The organism is Saccharicrinis sp. GN24d3 (assembly GCF_052400645.1).
GTDB lineage: Bacteria > Bacteroidota > Bacteroidia > Bacteroidales > Marinilabiliaceae > Saccharicrinis.
In genome coordinates, this window is record NZ_JBQTGI010000048.1 from 1 (window position 1) to 16,783 (window position 16,783).

Annotated in this window: 8 protein-coding genes; all 8 read right to left on the bottom strand. The window is 37.6% G+C overall.

Features of this window, described 5'->3' with window-relative positions:
• Positions 1-995: 995 nt before the first annotated feature.
• Positions 996-4,823, bottom strand: a complete 3,828-nt coding sequence (locus ACT29I_RS25025; protein WP_444794764.1) for a hybrid sensor histidine kinase/response regulator transcription factor — start codon at positions 4,821-4,823, stop codon at positions 996-998.
• A gap of 200 nt (positions 4,824-5,023) precedes the next feature.
• Positions 5,024-5,869 (bottom strand): YitT family protein, encoded by an 846-nt coding sequence (locus tag ACT29I_RS25030; protein ID WP_444794765.1) that lies wholly within the window; start codon positions 5,867-5,869, stop codon positions 5,024-5,026.
• A 210-nt stretch (positions 5,870-6,079) separates the two neighbouring features.
• Positions 6,080-7,063: a hypothetical protein gene (locus ACT29I_RS25035; RefSeq protein ID WP_444794766.1), complete on the bottom strand. Its 984-nt coding sequence runs from the start codon at positions 7,061-7,063 to the stop codon at positions 6,080-6,082.
• A 67-nt stretch (positions 7,064-7,130) separates the two neighbouring features.
• Positions 7,131-8,753: a beta-N-acetylhexosaminidase gene (locus tag ACT29I_RS25040; RefSeq protein WP_444794767.1), complete on the bottom strand. Its 1,623-nt coding sequence runs from the start codon at positions 8,751-8,753 to the stop codon at positions 7,131-7,133.
• A 321-nt stretch (positions 8,754-9,074) separates the two neighbouring features.
• Positions 9,075-12,260 (bottom strand): glycoside hydrolase family 2 TIM barrel-domain containing protein, encoded by a 3,186-nt coding sequence (locus tag ACT29I_RS25045; RefSeq protein ID WP_444794768.1) that lies wholly within the window; start codon positions 12,258-12,260, stop codon positions 9,075-9,077.
• Positions 12,261-12,286: 26 nt separating this feature from the next.
• Entirely contained in the window at positions 12,287-13,741 is a 1,455-nt protein-coding gene (locus ACT29I_RS25050) for a Gfo/Idh/MocA family protein (protein ID WP_444794769.1), read from the bottom strand.
• A gap of 612 nt (positions 13,742-14,353) precedes the next feature.
• Entirely contained in the window at positions 14,354-16,549 is a 2,196-nt protein-coding gene (locus ACT29I_RS25055) for an MGH1-like glycoside hydrolase domain-containing protein (RefSeq protein WP_444794770.1), read from the bottom strand.
• Between the two features lie 23 nt (positions 16,550-16,572).
• Positions 16,573-16,783: hypothetical protein (locus ACT29I_RS25060; RefSeq protein ID WP_444794771.1), on the bottom strand; the 211-nt coding region annotated here is incomplete at its 5' end.

The following is a 16,783-nucleotide window of genomic DNA, read 5'->3' on the forward strand; positions in this document are numbered from 1 at the left end:
AAGATACTGATTACCAGGGATTTAAACAAATAATTTAACTGCTTATTTTATTGATAATCAATGTTTTATATCACTTTATAACGAAGTGTTGTCTATAAAATACTGTATCTTTATTGCTCATTTTTGGGTGTAGCTAAAAGTGTTGTTTTTGATTCTAATCAACTCTAAAATAACACTTTACACCCATTTTTGCAACCTCACAATGAATTTTCTGGGTTAATCCGTAACAAAAATTAAAATACGAAAGAATATTGGTCATACTCAAGAAAATTTTAACCCAACAAAAGCAGATCAAAACAAAATTTATAGCATTCTTGAGCCGGAGATGAGCTGCATTGCAAAAGGAAAAGAAGCAAAGAATTTTGAGTTCGCAAATAAATCGGGTATTGTAGTAGTAAACAAAACCACAAAAATTGTAGTTGGAGCTATTGCTTTTGAAAATAATCTCTATGATTGACATACCCTTAAGGAACATCTAAAGCAAACAGAATACTTAACAGAAAGCCGACCCAAAGTTGGAATCGTAGACAGAGGATATCGAGGGAAAAAGAATGTTGACGGTGTTCAAATAATATCCCCAACAGTTCCTAAAAATGGAAATAATCAATACCAAAAACAAAAAGCGAGAAAACGTTTCAGGGCAAGGGCAGGCATAGAACCTATTATCGGTCACAGCAAACATGATCACAGAATGTTGAGAAATTATTTAAAAGGTGTTGATGGTGACAAAATCAACACCATTTTAGCTGGAACTGGATTCAATTTAAAGAAAATGCTCAATAGAATTAAAGAGCAGATTCTTTTTGCAATTTTCCAAATCTTATTTTTCAGAAAACCACCATTATTAAAAAACATAGAATCTCAAAATGTGTTACTTTTTCAGTTCTGACTAATTAAAATGAGCCGATTACTAAATCGGTTTATTTTCCATTAGTAATCGGCTCATCATACAAAAATAGAATAACGACTACGATTTACTAAAATCGCAATAAACCCTATCCTTTTTTGCGATAATTCAGAGGTGTGATATTGAATTGATGTTTAAAACACTTTGAAAAATATTTTTGGTTCGAAAAACCTGTCTTCTCTGATACTTCGGTAACAGAGAATGTTGTTTCTTTAAGCAGTTTGGCAGCCTCTTTTAATCGGTGAATGCGAATATATTCAACCGGTGATTTTGATGTTAAAGCTTTAATCTTCCGATAAAGTCCCGAGGTACTCATGGCCATTTGCGAAGCGAGTTCTTCCACATTAAAGTCAACATCTTCTATTCTCTCCATTAATATGGTTTCCATCTTTTCAACGAACTCCTTATCTAACTGAGTAGTTGCCAACACCATGGTTGTTTCCTCTGGTTTATCACCATACTTCTGAATAAGTTTTTTGCGCTGTTCGATCAGTTTATCCACTCTTATTTTTAGAATTTTCTGATTAAACGGTTTATTGATAAAGGCATCCGCACTGGAGGCAAATGCGCTCATTTGCGCTTCTTCATCTGTTTTTGCAGTTAGCAATACTATTGGAATATGGGAGATAGCTATATCGCTACGTATCGCTTCACACAGTTCATAACCATTCATTTCGGGCATCATCACATCAGATATGATCAGATCGGGACTTTTCTCCTTTATTAACGCTAATCCATTTTTTCCATCTATTGCTTCAAAAACAAGGTATTCATTTACAAATATCTCCCTAACAAAATCTCTAATATCCGGATGGTCATCAACTATTACTAAAACAGGACGATCGTCAGCTATTTTGGAAGACAATACATGTCTCTTTTCTTTCTCAATAGCTAATTTTTCTTTTTCCCTTTTATCAGGGATGAATAAGGTAAATGTACTTCCCTGCCCGAGTTCACTGTCAACCTTAACAGATCCTCCTAATAGGTCGGCATATTGTTTTACCAAAGCCAACCCTATTCCGGTGCCTGACTGCATTTGATTCTCCGAACGATAAAACCGTTCAAAGATCCTTTGCTGGTCTTCTTTTCTAATGCCAGATCCATGATCTGTTACTTTAATCCACGCCTTTTCATTTTTCTCATGATTTAGCTCCACAATAATGTCGGAATTCTGGGGTGAGTATTTAAATGCGTTAGATAAAAGGTTATATATAATGGTCTCTATCATTTCCCTGTCCGAAACAATCCATACCGGTGATTTTGGCATCTTCAATACCAGTCTGCATCTATCGTCGCGCAACTTAAATACATCAACTGAAGCCACTAAAAATTCTTTCAGATTAAACTCATGATTTTTTACTGATACATTTTTGTTTTCAATATTTTTTAAATCCAGGACTTCATTAACCAACCGGGTTAATCGTTCCGTATTTTTTGCTACCCGCTCCATCTCTGCAGCAAATTCATTCCTCACTGCACCGTGTTCAATCATGCGATCAACGCCACCCTTTATCAAGGTAAGAGGAGTACGAATTTCATGAGACACATTTAAGAAGAAACGAAACCGAAGTCGATCATATGTCTCTTTTTGATGTAGTTTTTCCTTTGCAATTACCCTCTTATTTACCAGCAACAATAAAAGTGTTAAAACAAACGACGAAAACAAGAAAAGACTTATATAAAACCACGTTGTCTTCCACCAGGGAGAGGCTATGCTTATGGGGAGGACTGTCTCCTGTTCCTGTCCTTTAAGTTTTACATGGAAAATATAATTCCCAGATCGCAATTTACTCCAAGTTTGATAGCTATCGAATGTTCCGGACCAACTATCCTCTTCACCCTCTAGGTGAACTTCGTATTCATGAACATCATTTGGAGAAAAATCCATATTGCTATATCCAATGGTAATAGTATTTTGATTATACTTCAGGTTCAGATGATTGATTGATGAAATGTCTTTCCCTTTTAAATACCTGAAAAACAAAACAGAATCATTCCGGAAAGACTTTCCGTGAATCTTCAGATCAGTAAGGATAACAGTCACCTCTTTCTTTTTCACATTTAACTCGGAGGGATGAAAACGATAAAAGCCATTTCTACTGCCAAAATACATATACCCCTTCTCATCTTTTGATACACCCTGGGTAAAACTATTACTCAAGCCTCCTCCATGCATATGAAAAACCTCAAACTTGCGAGTATCCGGATCAAGTGCCAACAAGCCCTTTTTTGTCCCCATCCACAAACGACTATCATCGCCTAAAAGCATCGATTCAATGTAATTTGAAGGCAACACAACATTCTTACTTAGAGATAAAAATTGATCCGTTTTCGGATTAAAATGAAATATGCCATTTGCACCTGCAAACCACATGGCAGAGTCATTCATAAAAATACCACCGCGAATCCCACTTAAACTTCTGGTATCGCCTGTTCGGAATTGTTTAAGATTTTTTTTCTTCCTGTCCCACAAAAACAGACCATCGGAAGCTGTTGAAATCCAAAGCTCTGATTCCCGTCCTTCATAAAGCCATAAAATATACTTATCTTTTAGAAAAAGAAGATCTTTACAATCATCATTAAGAGCCTGAAATTTATCTTTCGAAGAGTCAAATTGATATAGCCCTCTTATTGTTCCAGCCCATATTCCTCCCGACTTATCTTCACATAAAGCCGAAATCGGATCAAAAAATTTACCAGGTCTTATCTCAGAATAATTTTTAAACCAATAATTTCCCGTTGTTCTGTTCTTTTTACTGAGAAAATGTATCCCTTTACCGTAGGTTCCCATCCATAAATTACCACTGTGATCTTCAAGTAAAGGGTAAATATCTCCTTGCTGAATAGCCCCCCTTATTCCTGCTTGAGGAGAAAAAGTCACAAAATTGGGATTCGCAATATTCAGATCTTCTTTTTTCAGCAAATTAACCCCTTCCCCCCAGGTCCCTAACCAAATATCACCATTACTCATGCTTAATGGAAAACTAATATCCAAATGGGCCAAACCTGTTGATGATCGATAGTCAAACTTAAAGTGTTGAAAAAATTCATGCGTAAACCTAACTCTGAACATCCCATTTCGCTTGGTTCCTATCCAAAGGTTACCGTTATTATCAAAGAAAAGGGAGGTAATATCAAAGCCTATTAAATCGGATAACACCTGATAACCATTCTTCACAGTGGGAATCGTTACCACATTTTTTGCAGTGATCAATTCTTGTTTGTTGTTATCCCAAAAACCAATTCCCCCAAGATCCATGGCAAACCAAATTTTGCCATCCTCCCCTTCGGTAATAAGATCGACCTTCACTCTGGGCATCAATGACAGTTGCCCAACAGAAGTTACACCAAAGCCACTATCATTTAAATAACTAAGGCCTTCGCTTGGCCCAAGCCATAACCTACCCGTGGAAGCTTTAAACGCTGCATGGTATTTTCCTGATAAGGTTTTTCCTCCTACAAAAAGGGCGCCTTCTTCATTGATATAAATCGAATCGTTTGAAGCTGGTGTCTGTCCTCGTAGAAACAAATTCCGACCTGCCCAACACAAATCTTCATACCTCGGATCGGCCCCATCTATTTTAGTAAATTTCAGATACTCAGTATCGAATAAGTAACAGGTTTGTTTATTGGTGACAAGTACAAGCTCTTTATCCCTGGAATAAATTCTTGCTAACAGCTCACTTTGCGATGTCTGAGGTAAGTCGAAAAGTATAAAATTATGACCATCGAAACGAACCAGCCCTTTAACTGTCCCAATCCAAATAAACCCTTTGTCATCCTGAGCAAAACAGGTAATATCATCGTCAGGTAATCCAGAGGAAACATCCCAATGCATCAAGTCCAACTCCACAGATACAGCCTTTGCCACATAACACTGACAAATAAGTATCAATACTAATATCAGATTCCTCATTTAACAATGCTCTTAAATCATTTTACCTTTCCTATTTTGTAACCAATACCTTGTCGTTTGCTTGTATTCATGAATTTTCGTCCTTATAAAATTACAAAAATTTCTAACATGATGAAACTGTCTTCTTTTTTAAACAGATAAATATAATAATACAATAACCATCCCCAATAACTGAAATTTATAAAGATCACTTAGTTATTTCAATGAAGTCCCATAACGGTACCTTGAGATATAAAAGCTGTTTGATCAATTTCTTTTATTATTCGAATAATTTTTTTTGTCTCATTCTTTCTTACAAAAATCATTACAATTTTTGAATTCATATTGGATGTGTGACAAATATCATTAATTATGGTAGCACATCCCTTAATTTCTAAATTAACTCTTTCAAAAATGCTGCTATAATTACTTGTTATAACAATCATTTGAACAGACTGTTTTCTCCCGGTTAGAACCATATCAATAGTATAAGAGGCAACAACCATTGCAGATAAGCCATAAATGATCTTTTCAATATCTTTAAATACGAAGTATGTTGCTCCAATAATTAAGATGTCGCAATACAATAATACTTGTCCAGGCCCTATGTTATGATGTTTATTTACCATCATTGCAATTATATCTGTTCCACCAGTGCTGCCCCCTGCTATAAAAATTAATCCAACACCAATTCCATAAAATATTCCACCAATAATGGTTGCCATCAACTGATCTTTTACTAAAGGTTCTTGTATGGACACTTGCAACACTCCAAAAAAGATAGACAGAATAATAACTGAGATAATTGTTTTAACTCCAAAACTAACCCCTAATAGTCTAATAGATATTATTATTATTATGAAATTCAATGCTGAGAAACTGATACCTACCGGTATTTTGAAAATAAAGTAAATGATAGCTGCAATTCCACTAAAACCACCACCAATAATTTCTGATGGGATTAGAAAGCCAGTCCATCCAAATGCAAAAATGAATAATCCAAGGAATAACGTTAGAAATGGACGAATTTCTCTAATTGTAGGGTTAATTTTAAAGTTTAGTTTCATATACTCTGATAAATTACAAAATTAAAAACCGCTCCTTTTTTGCGGAATTATTATTATCTGTCGAATCAAGACATATATTCTCTTGACAATACAGCGGTATACTCATATCAATGAATAGCTGCCAAATTTAAAATCTCATTATGAGACTTAATACATATGGCCAATCTTTACAACAATAATCTTACTGGCACTTTCAAGTCTTAGAGCTACTTATTTATTCGTCCATTTAAGCCGGGCGACAAACAAGCCTTTTTTATCCCATCCCGTGTTTGAAATATACCATTCATCATCTGAAACCTGGATTATTTCAGAGGCATGAGTAGGCAATTCACAAACCAGATTTTCATTAGGGAAATGGATAGGATCTTCTGACCAATAGACATGGGTTTGATTGTAAGCAGTCATAGCACGGCAAATAAACAAATAGTACAGACCATCCTTTTCAACGACAAAAGGACTTTCCCCGTCTCCTCCATGGTTACATCTCAAGGCTTGCGTGTGAACTATTTTAGGACCACTCCAATGCTTCAGGTCAGGACTTGTACGTACTGCAACACATGAACGCAGATCTATTTCATTAAAAGTCCTGGTATAATAGTAGTAGTAAATGTCATTAGCTTTAAGAATATAGGAATCACGTGCATGTCCCGGGTCGCTAAACAATGGGTTTAAAGGATGTCTGTCCCACTTGAACATATTTTTAGAATCGGCCCTGCAAAGTTGTCCCCAGCTGGCATAGGTAGGCGCATTTTCTTGTCGGTTACCAATATTATAAAACAGATGCCAGGAGTCACTACCCTTCTCATGAAAAACATGAGGAGCCCATAAAACCCGCTCTACCCCAGGTTTAGTTTCCAAGGCATAATCATGATCCTCCCACTTTTCTCGTGAAAAATTATCAGCAGAAATATGAAAAAGCCGGGTTTCCCCTTTCCATGGATTAATAGGTTTATGGCCGATAATTCCATAAGCATGCCATTTCCCATTGGGGCCCTTGGTAAAACAATGGTCATTAGTATACCATGTCGTATCAATTTCAGAACGGGTATCATTAGGATTAAAAATATGTTGCCACTGACCAGCAATCTTTGGTATTTGAACCTTATCCTCTTTTTTTCCTATCCATTTATCAGGAATCAAATCACAACTATTAAACAAAACGGCAACTAATATAAAACTGAACCAATTTTTCATTACTTATTTTTTTACTTTAAAATAAATTCTACAAGACATTAATCAAACAACACAAACATCTAACTAACTATAATTTAAAATCCTCTTTATCAAACTTCTCAGCACAGTTTATTCCTTCTTTTTTCCATTCTTTTATAAAACGTTCCAGATTCGAACGGAAAACTTCAAAATTCTTTTGTTTTACAGCAGTCCATCCCACTTCGGCATAAGCCGCTAAACGTGGAAATATCATTCTATCCATATCACTTATCTCAGGAATCCATTCGCCCCACATCTGACAACCACTACCCAATACTTTCGCATGGAATTTTTCATCAAGGCCTTCCGGAATTGGATCGAAGGCGTAAGCCTTTTCAATAGGAATATAGTTATGTGAATAATCGAGGTAGGTATAGATATGATGTGAATTCACAATATCATACCCATTTATCACGGCTTCTTTAACTAGGTTAAGATTCCCTTTCCAGAAATGGATAATTGCACTGGTAGCCAATTTCTCCTTTACCTCAACATCTTCGGCCTTTTGCCATTCATGTACATTTCCTCCAAGAATCTCATTCCAACCCATCATTCGATGTTCCTTTTTATCGATAAAATTGGAAACCTTATTAGTAAAGAAAATCTGCAAATCGGCAGGAGTGCCCAAGCCATTCTTTTTCATAAACTCTTGAACCTTTTCTGATTCTTTCCAGGCCCCAAATTTCACCTCATCACCACCTATATGAACCGTCTTTCCTGGGAAAAGCGCCATTACCTCAGAGAGGACATCTTCGATAAACTCATAAACCTTAGGATTCGTAACATCGTATGAATCCGGCAATTTCCCAAACACAACTGGAACCTCTTTTAACTCCCCAATGGTTCCCAACCATGGATAAGCTGCTATGGCTGCTGATGCATGACCAGGCATTTCAATCTCAGGCACAATGGTAATTTGTCTCTGGGTGGCGTATGCAATAATTTCCTTTATCTGTTCCTGCGTATAGAAACCACTATGAGCTTTTCCTGATCGTTCTTTACTATCCCAACCTCCAATCTGAGAATCTGAACGATATGAACCTATTTCAGTAAGTTCCGGGTATTTTTTTATTTCTATTCTCCATCCCTGATCATCGGTTAAGTGCCAGTGAAAGACATTCATTTTCAGTAAGGCCATCTGATCAAGCAATTTTTTCACTTGCTCCATTCCTTTAAAATATCGAGCCTCATCCAACATAAAAGATCTCCAACTAAATCGAGGCTTATCCTTGATTTCAACAGCGGAGAGAGAAAATTCATGAATCTTCATTTTTTGATTAACGGGAAGCATCTGTCTTAATGACTGTATGCCATAAAAAACACCAGCCTGACTTGGAGCAGTAATATGAATTGCTTCCTTTCCAATTTTAAGAAGATAACCTTCTTCCCCAAGTTCTTCCATCAGATTTTGTTCAAGCTTAAGAACAAGGCCTTTTTTTCCCTTTTTCTTAATATTTAGCTTCTCAATAAAAACTGTTCCAAGAATCTCTTGTAAATAAATTGCATTTGTATAGTTGCTTTCATCTGTAACAATCTTTGTTTTTGATGTCATTACAAAATGGCCTTCTACATTTTCAAGTTCTAATACCTGTGGAACAATGTTTATATTCTGAGCCATTGCTGCTGTTGCTACTAGGCATATCAACAGAATTAATAATTTTATTTTTTTCATCAGTTACTAATTTGCTATTAAAAATGAATACTTTATTCAGTGATTTCTAATAAGCAAAAGTAGGATTGATCAGACTTACATAGGGGAATGAAATCGTGAAATAAGGTATACAAATCATGAAGTATACCTATCTGCGTACGCAATAGGAATAGATTTTCAAAAAACACTTTTTTCTGCAGTCCGATTCACTATGGCACTTTTCCAAGCACAAAAAATATCGCTTTAAAACAAGAAAAAAAAAAGTGCACTTAAATTGAGAATCAGTTTTATAAAAACCATCTCAACTTAAGTGCACCTAAATATGACCAACAAAAAAACGAACTAAAAAACCGGTTCTATCGAAAAGTGAAACTCGTAATCCTGAGCCGACACCGAATATTCCGGATATGGCCTTGCTGCCCATGAATTGTCTCCTGCCACACCCATCATCTTCAAATCAAGGTTTATAAAAACCCCGTCTTTCTTAACAATGTCGTTGGTGTGACGGAAATCTTTATGCGTCAACTGATCAAAATCTTCAAGCGGGTTGTGGTGTACCGAGAAACCAAGCTGTGGCTGTCCGCTAACACGTATACCCTGCCCGTTTTCATTTTTCAACTCAAACCAACGCACTCCAGTTTTGTAGCCATTCTCCTGAGGACGAACGTATTTAAAATACTGATCGGCTACCTTGCTTTTGTATAGTCCCACAAAAGCACCCTTATTTCGATCCAGATAGTTCTCGTAAGGACCACGACCAAAATATTCCAGATTATCAAAATGAACGGGTAAGTCCAGTCTCATTCCAAATCGTGGCATATCCGGTAGTTCTTTATTTCCTAGCTTTACGGAACTGCTAACGGCTATTTTTCCATCACCGGTGATCTTGTATTCTACAGTCTGAGAAGATTGTATTTGTGCTAGTTTGTAGCTTGCTTTGACAATAAGCTCACCTGACTTCGTTTGAGAACTTAGAATTTCAAGCAATTCAGGAGAATTTGTAGCCTCGCGCCAAATACCCAAACGCTTAATCATATTACTCCCTTTATCATTATCATTTGGGGCTCTCCAAAAATTAAGCGATAATCCTTTTTGTATCAATTCTACACCATTGATTTCATAGGATGAAAGAAGCCCATTCGATTTATTGAAGCTAATCTCAAAATTTTCGCCCTCGATATTTACCTGTTGAAAACCATCTACCAATTTTAATTTAGGATAAGTTTTATCAGCTTTGCCAACCTTCTTAAACAAGGGTAAGAGAAACTGATCATGAGCCACTTCAAATCCTTTTGTTCTGAATGGTTTATCAACAAGCAATTCCACAGAAAAGTCCACAAAATATTCTACGCCAGGTTCTGCTTCAATGGCAGGAAGAGGAAGATTTACCAGTCCACTTTCCCTGGCTTTCAGATTAAAGTTTTTCAAAACCTCTGTGGCAATTGGATTTCCATTTGCTGACAAGGTCCACCTAATTTGATAGTCCTTCAGGTCGATAAAATCATGGAAATTCTTAATTCTAAAAATTCCTTTTTCAAGGTCTTCAGGATAGAATCTGACATATTGATAGGCATACTTAACCTCCCATAGTGCAGGATGTGGTGTATAATCAGCAGAAATGATTCCGTTGACCAAAAAGTTATTGTCTGATGGTGTGCCTTCAGGACCATAATCGCCACCATAAGCCCAAAAGTCAAGTCCATTTTCATCGGTCTTCACCAAAGCCTGATCAATCCAATCCCAAATATAACCTCCCTGTAGTTGCGTATTCTTCTCATCGTAAATTACATCCCACAAGTCCACCAGATTACCCGTGCTGTTACCCATAGCGTGTGAATATTCACTAATGATCATGGGTTTAGTTTGTTTCATGGATGCATACTTTTTAAGATAGGCTGCTCCCGGATATTGCGGACAGTGTAGATCTGTATTGGGTCCCATAACAGCACGTTCGTAATGAATTGGGCGTGAAGGATCACGTTCTTTAATCCATTTGTACACTGCCGTGAAATTTTCACCATCTCCGGCTTCATTCCCCATAGACCAAACAATAACTGAAGGGTGGTTTTTATCGCGTTCTACCATGCGAATATTACGATCCAGATGAGCTTCTTTCCAGTCCGCATTTTTTGCCAGTGAATACTTGCCATAATACATGCCATGCGACTCAATATTGGCTTCGTTGGTGATATACAAACCATATTCGTTACACAATTCATAGAAACGCTCATCATTAGGATAATGACAGGTTCTGACAGCATTAATATTAAATTGTTTCATCAGGCTGATCTCTTTGACCATAGCCTCCTCGCTCACAACATGACCTTTAAACTGATCGTGCTCGTGACGATTCACACCCTTAATTAGCGTTGCTACGCCATTGATATAAAATACGGCCTCTTTTATTTCAATTTTACGAAAACCCACCTTACAGGCCACTGCTTCTGTTACATTTCCCTTCTTATCCTTCAGCAAAATAGCAAGCGTGTATAAATTCGGGGTTTCAGCCGTCCACTTTTTAGGATTTAAAATCTCCTTGTTGAAGCTTAAGCTAAAATCGGATTGCTTATTAATAAGAGCTTTTTGTGAATCTTTGGCAAGCAGGTGACCGTTTTCATCCAACAAGCGATACTCTAGCTCATAATTCCCTGAGCGCAAATGACGAACATGGTTTTTCAAATCCACATCCAAAGAAAAACGACCATGCTTATATTGAGAATCCAGATCCGCTTTAGCAAAGAAATCGAAAATGCGAACCTTTGGTGTAGAATACAAATAAACATCTCTTTCGATGCCACTAATTCTCCAAAAATCCTGACATTCCAAATACGATCCATCAGACCAACGGTACACTTCTACAGCAAGCGTATTGGATCCCTTTTGCAGGTATTTGGTAATATCCCATTCGGCAGGGGTTTTACTTCCCTGGCTGTAGCCGACTTTATGACCATTTATCCAGAGGTACATGGCCGATTTCACAGCCCCAAACTGAATGAATACCTGTCGTCCATCCCAATTATCAGGTATTGTAAAATCACGTCGATAAGAACCTACCGGGTTGTAATCGTGAGGCACCTGACCTGGATGCTTAGGGTATATTCGATCTACAAATTCTATCTCATCAGAAACAGGAGCTCTGTAGTCGGCAAAAGCATACTGATGGTTAGTATAAATTGGAACCCCATAGCCTTCCAACTCCCAGTTAGCTGGCACAGGAATCTCATCCCATGCAGAAACATCGTAAGTGATTTTATAAAAGCCCTGCGGACGATTAGCGGGTTTTCTTACCCAGTTGAATTTCCATATCCCATTTAAACTCTTATAATAAATTGATTGATTTCTTTTTTTGCTTAATGCCGCTTCCACACTACCAAAGGGCATTAAAGTTGCATGTGGAGCTTCCTTGTTCTGATCGAACATTTTGGGATTCTCCCAGTCTAAAGTCTGCTTTTCTAAATGCTCTGCATGAGAATCAACAGCTGTTAATCCCATAAATAAGAGCAATATATTAACTGTAAAGTTCTTCATTTCCTAATTCGTTTCTCACATAATAATTAATGAACATTAAGTTGTCCTTTCGAGTCGGCTTTCTTAAGGTTGCGAACGCCAGTGCTACCGGCACCATTCATGCTCAAGTCAATCGGCTTATTAGTTTTCCATGCTCCCCTCGTAAAATCAGGAATATCAATTGGTCTCGATTTGTTTGCAATAGACCACTCGCTTAGGGGTGTAATACAACTCCAGGCGGCAGCATCATAAACATCCATATCCATTGGCAATCCATTGCGCAAGCAGTCGATCAAACGCCAGTCCATTACAAAGTCCATTCCGCCATGTCCACCTACTTGCTTGGCCATTGCTCCCACTCTGCGTATAATCTCCGGTGTATATTTCTCTTCCAGTTCCTGCATTTTCGCAGTATCAGCCACTTCATGTCCGAAAGCAATGTGCTTTAGTGGCCACTTTTGAGCAAAACATTTAGTACCACTCAACATGTGAATACGCGAATAGGGTCTTGGCGAACTTATGTCGTGCTGAATCATTATGGTACGCCCCATATTGGTCTTGATCATTTGCATGTCCATATTGCCCCGCATTTCCCAACCTACAAACTTTTCGAAGAAAGAATCTTCCTTAGCCATTTCAGCAATGCGTCGTTTTAATGTAAAATCATCAGACATCATCGCAGTCAGGTAATCCATCTTGTCGCCACGGTTAATATTCATAGCTTGACATATTGGTCCCAAACCATGAGTTGGGTATACATTGGCCTTGCGCTTATTCTCGTGCAATCGCCACATTTTTGTATAGGCACCATCTGTCATTTTTTCATCTTTTGGCTTATTAAAATGCCAATAATCTAAGTCGTGGATATAGGCTCCCTCACCATGTATCAAATCTCCAAAAGCTCCTTGTTGTGCCATACTGATAGTCAACATCTCAAAGAAATCATAGCAACAGTTCTCCAAAATGACACAATGTTTACGTGTGCGCTCCGAAGTTTCTACCATCTGCCAGCACTCATCCATAGTTTTAGCTGTAGAAACCTCTACCGCAGTATGCTTATCTCCTTCCATCGCTGCGATAGCAACGGGCACGTGCCATTCCCATGGAGTAGCGATGTATACAAGGTCAACCAGGCCACTTTCGCACAATTCCTTGAAACCAAAATCCCCACCAACAAATTCTTTAGCCATCGCAAGACCAGCATCCTTCAATATCTTTTGTCCACCATCCACTGCGGCCTGACGGATATCGCAGAGTGCTGTCACTTCAACCCCATCGATATAGGTCATACGTTTTACAGCACCAGAACCACGGTCACCAATACCTACAAATCCCACACGAACCGTATCCATTTTGGGTGCCGCATAACCACACATGTTAAAATTCATTTTAGGCACTCTTTCTGCCGATTTCCTGATATGAGGTACAGCTTCTACTTCTGTAGGGTTTGTGTTACATCCAGCTAAGGGAGCTGAAGCGATGACGCCTGTTCCTAGTGCCATGTTTTTTAAAAATGATCTTCGATTTGATGCCATTTATTTCCTATTTTTTTTTTAAGTAAATTTCATACCCTAAGACTGATTGCTTATTTTTTATCTGTGCAAACCAAACGTTGATAGGTCTTTAAAACAGACATCCTTATAACAGCTATTACTTTTCAGTATAGCCAAACAACCAAACGATCAATAACAACACACCCCCATAAGCCCATAACACACCAAATGAGATATTGTGTTTAGTACTTTCGCCTATGTAAAAGTAAGGATTGCAATATCTGAAAAGGTGATTCAAATCGTGAAATAAAGTATACAAATCATGAAACATTATGATTTTATTAAGTTTTGAGTTATTAACCCTGGATTAAGTATTAGAGGTACGTAATGAGTATTTAAAATACGATAAAACAAGGAGTTGCTGAAACGAGGCATAGCAACGCTCTGGTGAGTTGAAGCAACTCCGTGAAACGCCTTGTTTTGAAGTAGTTTAATTGCGTAACAGGATTTCTAATGCATATTGCGGGTTAACAAAAGTCAATATTATCATGATCTGCCTACTTATCTTCTTGCCGATTTATTGATGCGCCTAATTGAGAGAATTTGTACAAGGCATTTAATTCAAAATCTGACCTTTGCACTATCCACAACAAACAGTTGACTTCTGAATTCATTTAAGATCATTAGTGTATGAGCAGATGACCAACTAAAATTATAACAGCTTAATCCCTCCCCGGATATTGGATGATAATTTTCTCTTATGGGCTGTCCCTTTTCAATCAGGCCTTCGGCATTGAACATTACTTTATTTGCTAAAAATGCTGCATCATCATCAAACTTATATTTTTTTAAACCTTTAAGTCCAAACCAAACGGGACTCATCCACACGGGACCACGCCAATAGCCTTTGGGGTTAAACCTGGGGTTATTTTTAGCTGCCGTAGGAAACGGTATGGTTGTATTAAATTGTGTGGTATCCATTAAAGCATTTTTTATGGATACAGCTTGTTCTTGTGTTGCTACCTGAGCCCAGAGTACAATCCACCCCTCAGGTCCTTTGCCCCTGTCCGATAATGTTTCTTTTGAAAAAATATCAATATCATAGAAGAAGCCTGTATCTTCATCAAACATCTTTTCCCTTATAAAGGTGGAAACTTTCTCTGCTTCTTTCAGGTATATTTCGGCTTCACCCTCACGCCCTAAAAGGCCAGCCATTTTAGCCAGGTACTTTTTTTCAGCCACAAGAAAGGCGTTTAAATCAGCACTCTCCTGATTCATGCTATAACCGACTAACCTTCCGTTATAAGTATTCTCAAGCATCTTGACTCCTAAATCCTCATCAAAACGAATAAAATTATCCCCCCCCCCTTCCCAGGCAGCAGCTTCAATTCTATGGTCATGCATATTACCCTTTGCATCTCTGGTGATTTTATTTAAAGGATGAATGGTACAACCATACTCGCAAATGCCATTTCTATCATGATCTCTATTACGGTAAAACCAGTTGTGATATCTAATTAGGTCAGGAAGCATCTCGGCAACAAAGGTAGTATCACCAGAATGTTTAAATACATTCCATACAGCCCATGCAGCCAATGGTGGTTTTGAGTTACGTTCGTTCCAATTGCCCGAACCATCATGATCATTGTAATAAAAGATACAATCCAGAATCATCCCCTCATCCCATGGTCTATCTTTATCATTTACAGAAACCTGATAATCAAACATACTGCGAATGTTGTTTTTTGCTATCTCTGGTAAATAAGGTGCCAATCCAACACTATGTTTCCATGAATCCCATGCCCAAACGCCATTAAACCATTTATAGAAGGTACTGGGCACCACTCCTTCTGTCCTAATTCTACCTGCCGGTGATCTGCGGTTCGTATTAAGTGTTATCAGTGCTTTCATACCGGTCTGTAATGCCACTTTATCAGTGCCCACCTTGTCTACAACCCGTTCTATTATTGAGTTCCATCTCTCATCATTATCCAAATGTATTTGATGAGTATTTGATAACAACTGATCTGATTCTTTATTTTCTAATGCTCTTTCTGCATATGTAAAGCAAAAGGAATGCTGCTGTGATATTTCAACATCTTCACCTACCTTAAGAATCACTGAGCGTGGTAAGGTAAATGCAATTACGTTACCGTTAAAATCAGTTTTAACCGGTTCAGAAAAGTCTATTGAGAAACTCTGTTCGGGTGAAGAAAAATAATTCCAGATCTCTTTTATTCCCTTGAAATTGATCACCATACTATTCTCATTTATCGTATAACAAAGATCATCTTTATAAGGTAAAGTCTCCCCTTTCCATTGAAGCTTTACCTCCTGCGTGCTAACTGACTTATTTTCGACACGATAAGTTAACAAAGCCGAACGTGTAGTTGCATAACTCAACTGTATCTCCACCTTAAAATCAGCCGTATGTAGTGTCTGTACCAGCTTACCTGGATAGTAATCCAGTTTTTCAGCCTGTACATAAGGACATTCCTGCCATAATTCTTTCTCCTTTTTTAAGATAATTAACCTACTTAAGGTTTTTGCCAGATACACCGGATATTCTCGGGCAATAATATAAGGTCCGGTAAAACCACCCCATTCGGATGAATCAGCCGGCAAAAAATAACCATGCCACGCTCCCTTATCTGAAAAACCAGTATGAATATGGTTCGTAGCTGGAATAGGTCGATCAGGATTATACTTTACATCCAATAAATTAGTCACTGGATATACTACATTTACAATTGGGGTATCCTTCATACACCTTACTGACAATGCCGATATTATTAAAATTATTAACAAATACTTCATAACTACAATAGTTCGTTAAAAAATTAAGCGGCAATAGTGCCGTAAAATATGAGCTCGTTAGCCCTTTTCATATTTTTTGGTGAGTTCGGATTCAACCCGAACTTATCAAAAAATAGATTCAGCTGTAATATATTGTGGTTTATGGTTTTAATATCAGTCATAGAAAACGCTTTTCGTTGTTCTTTTGGCACGTTTAACCACCCTGTAACTTTTGCGAGATTAACTGAAGTCAGT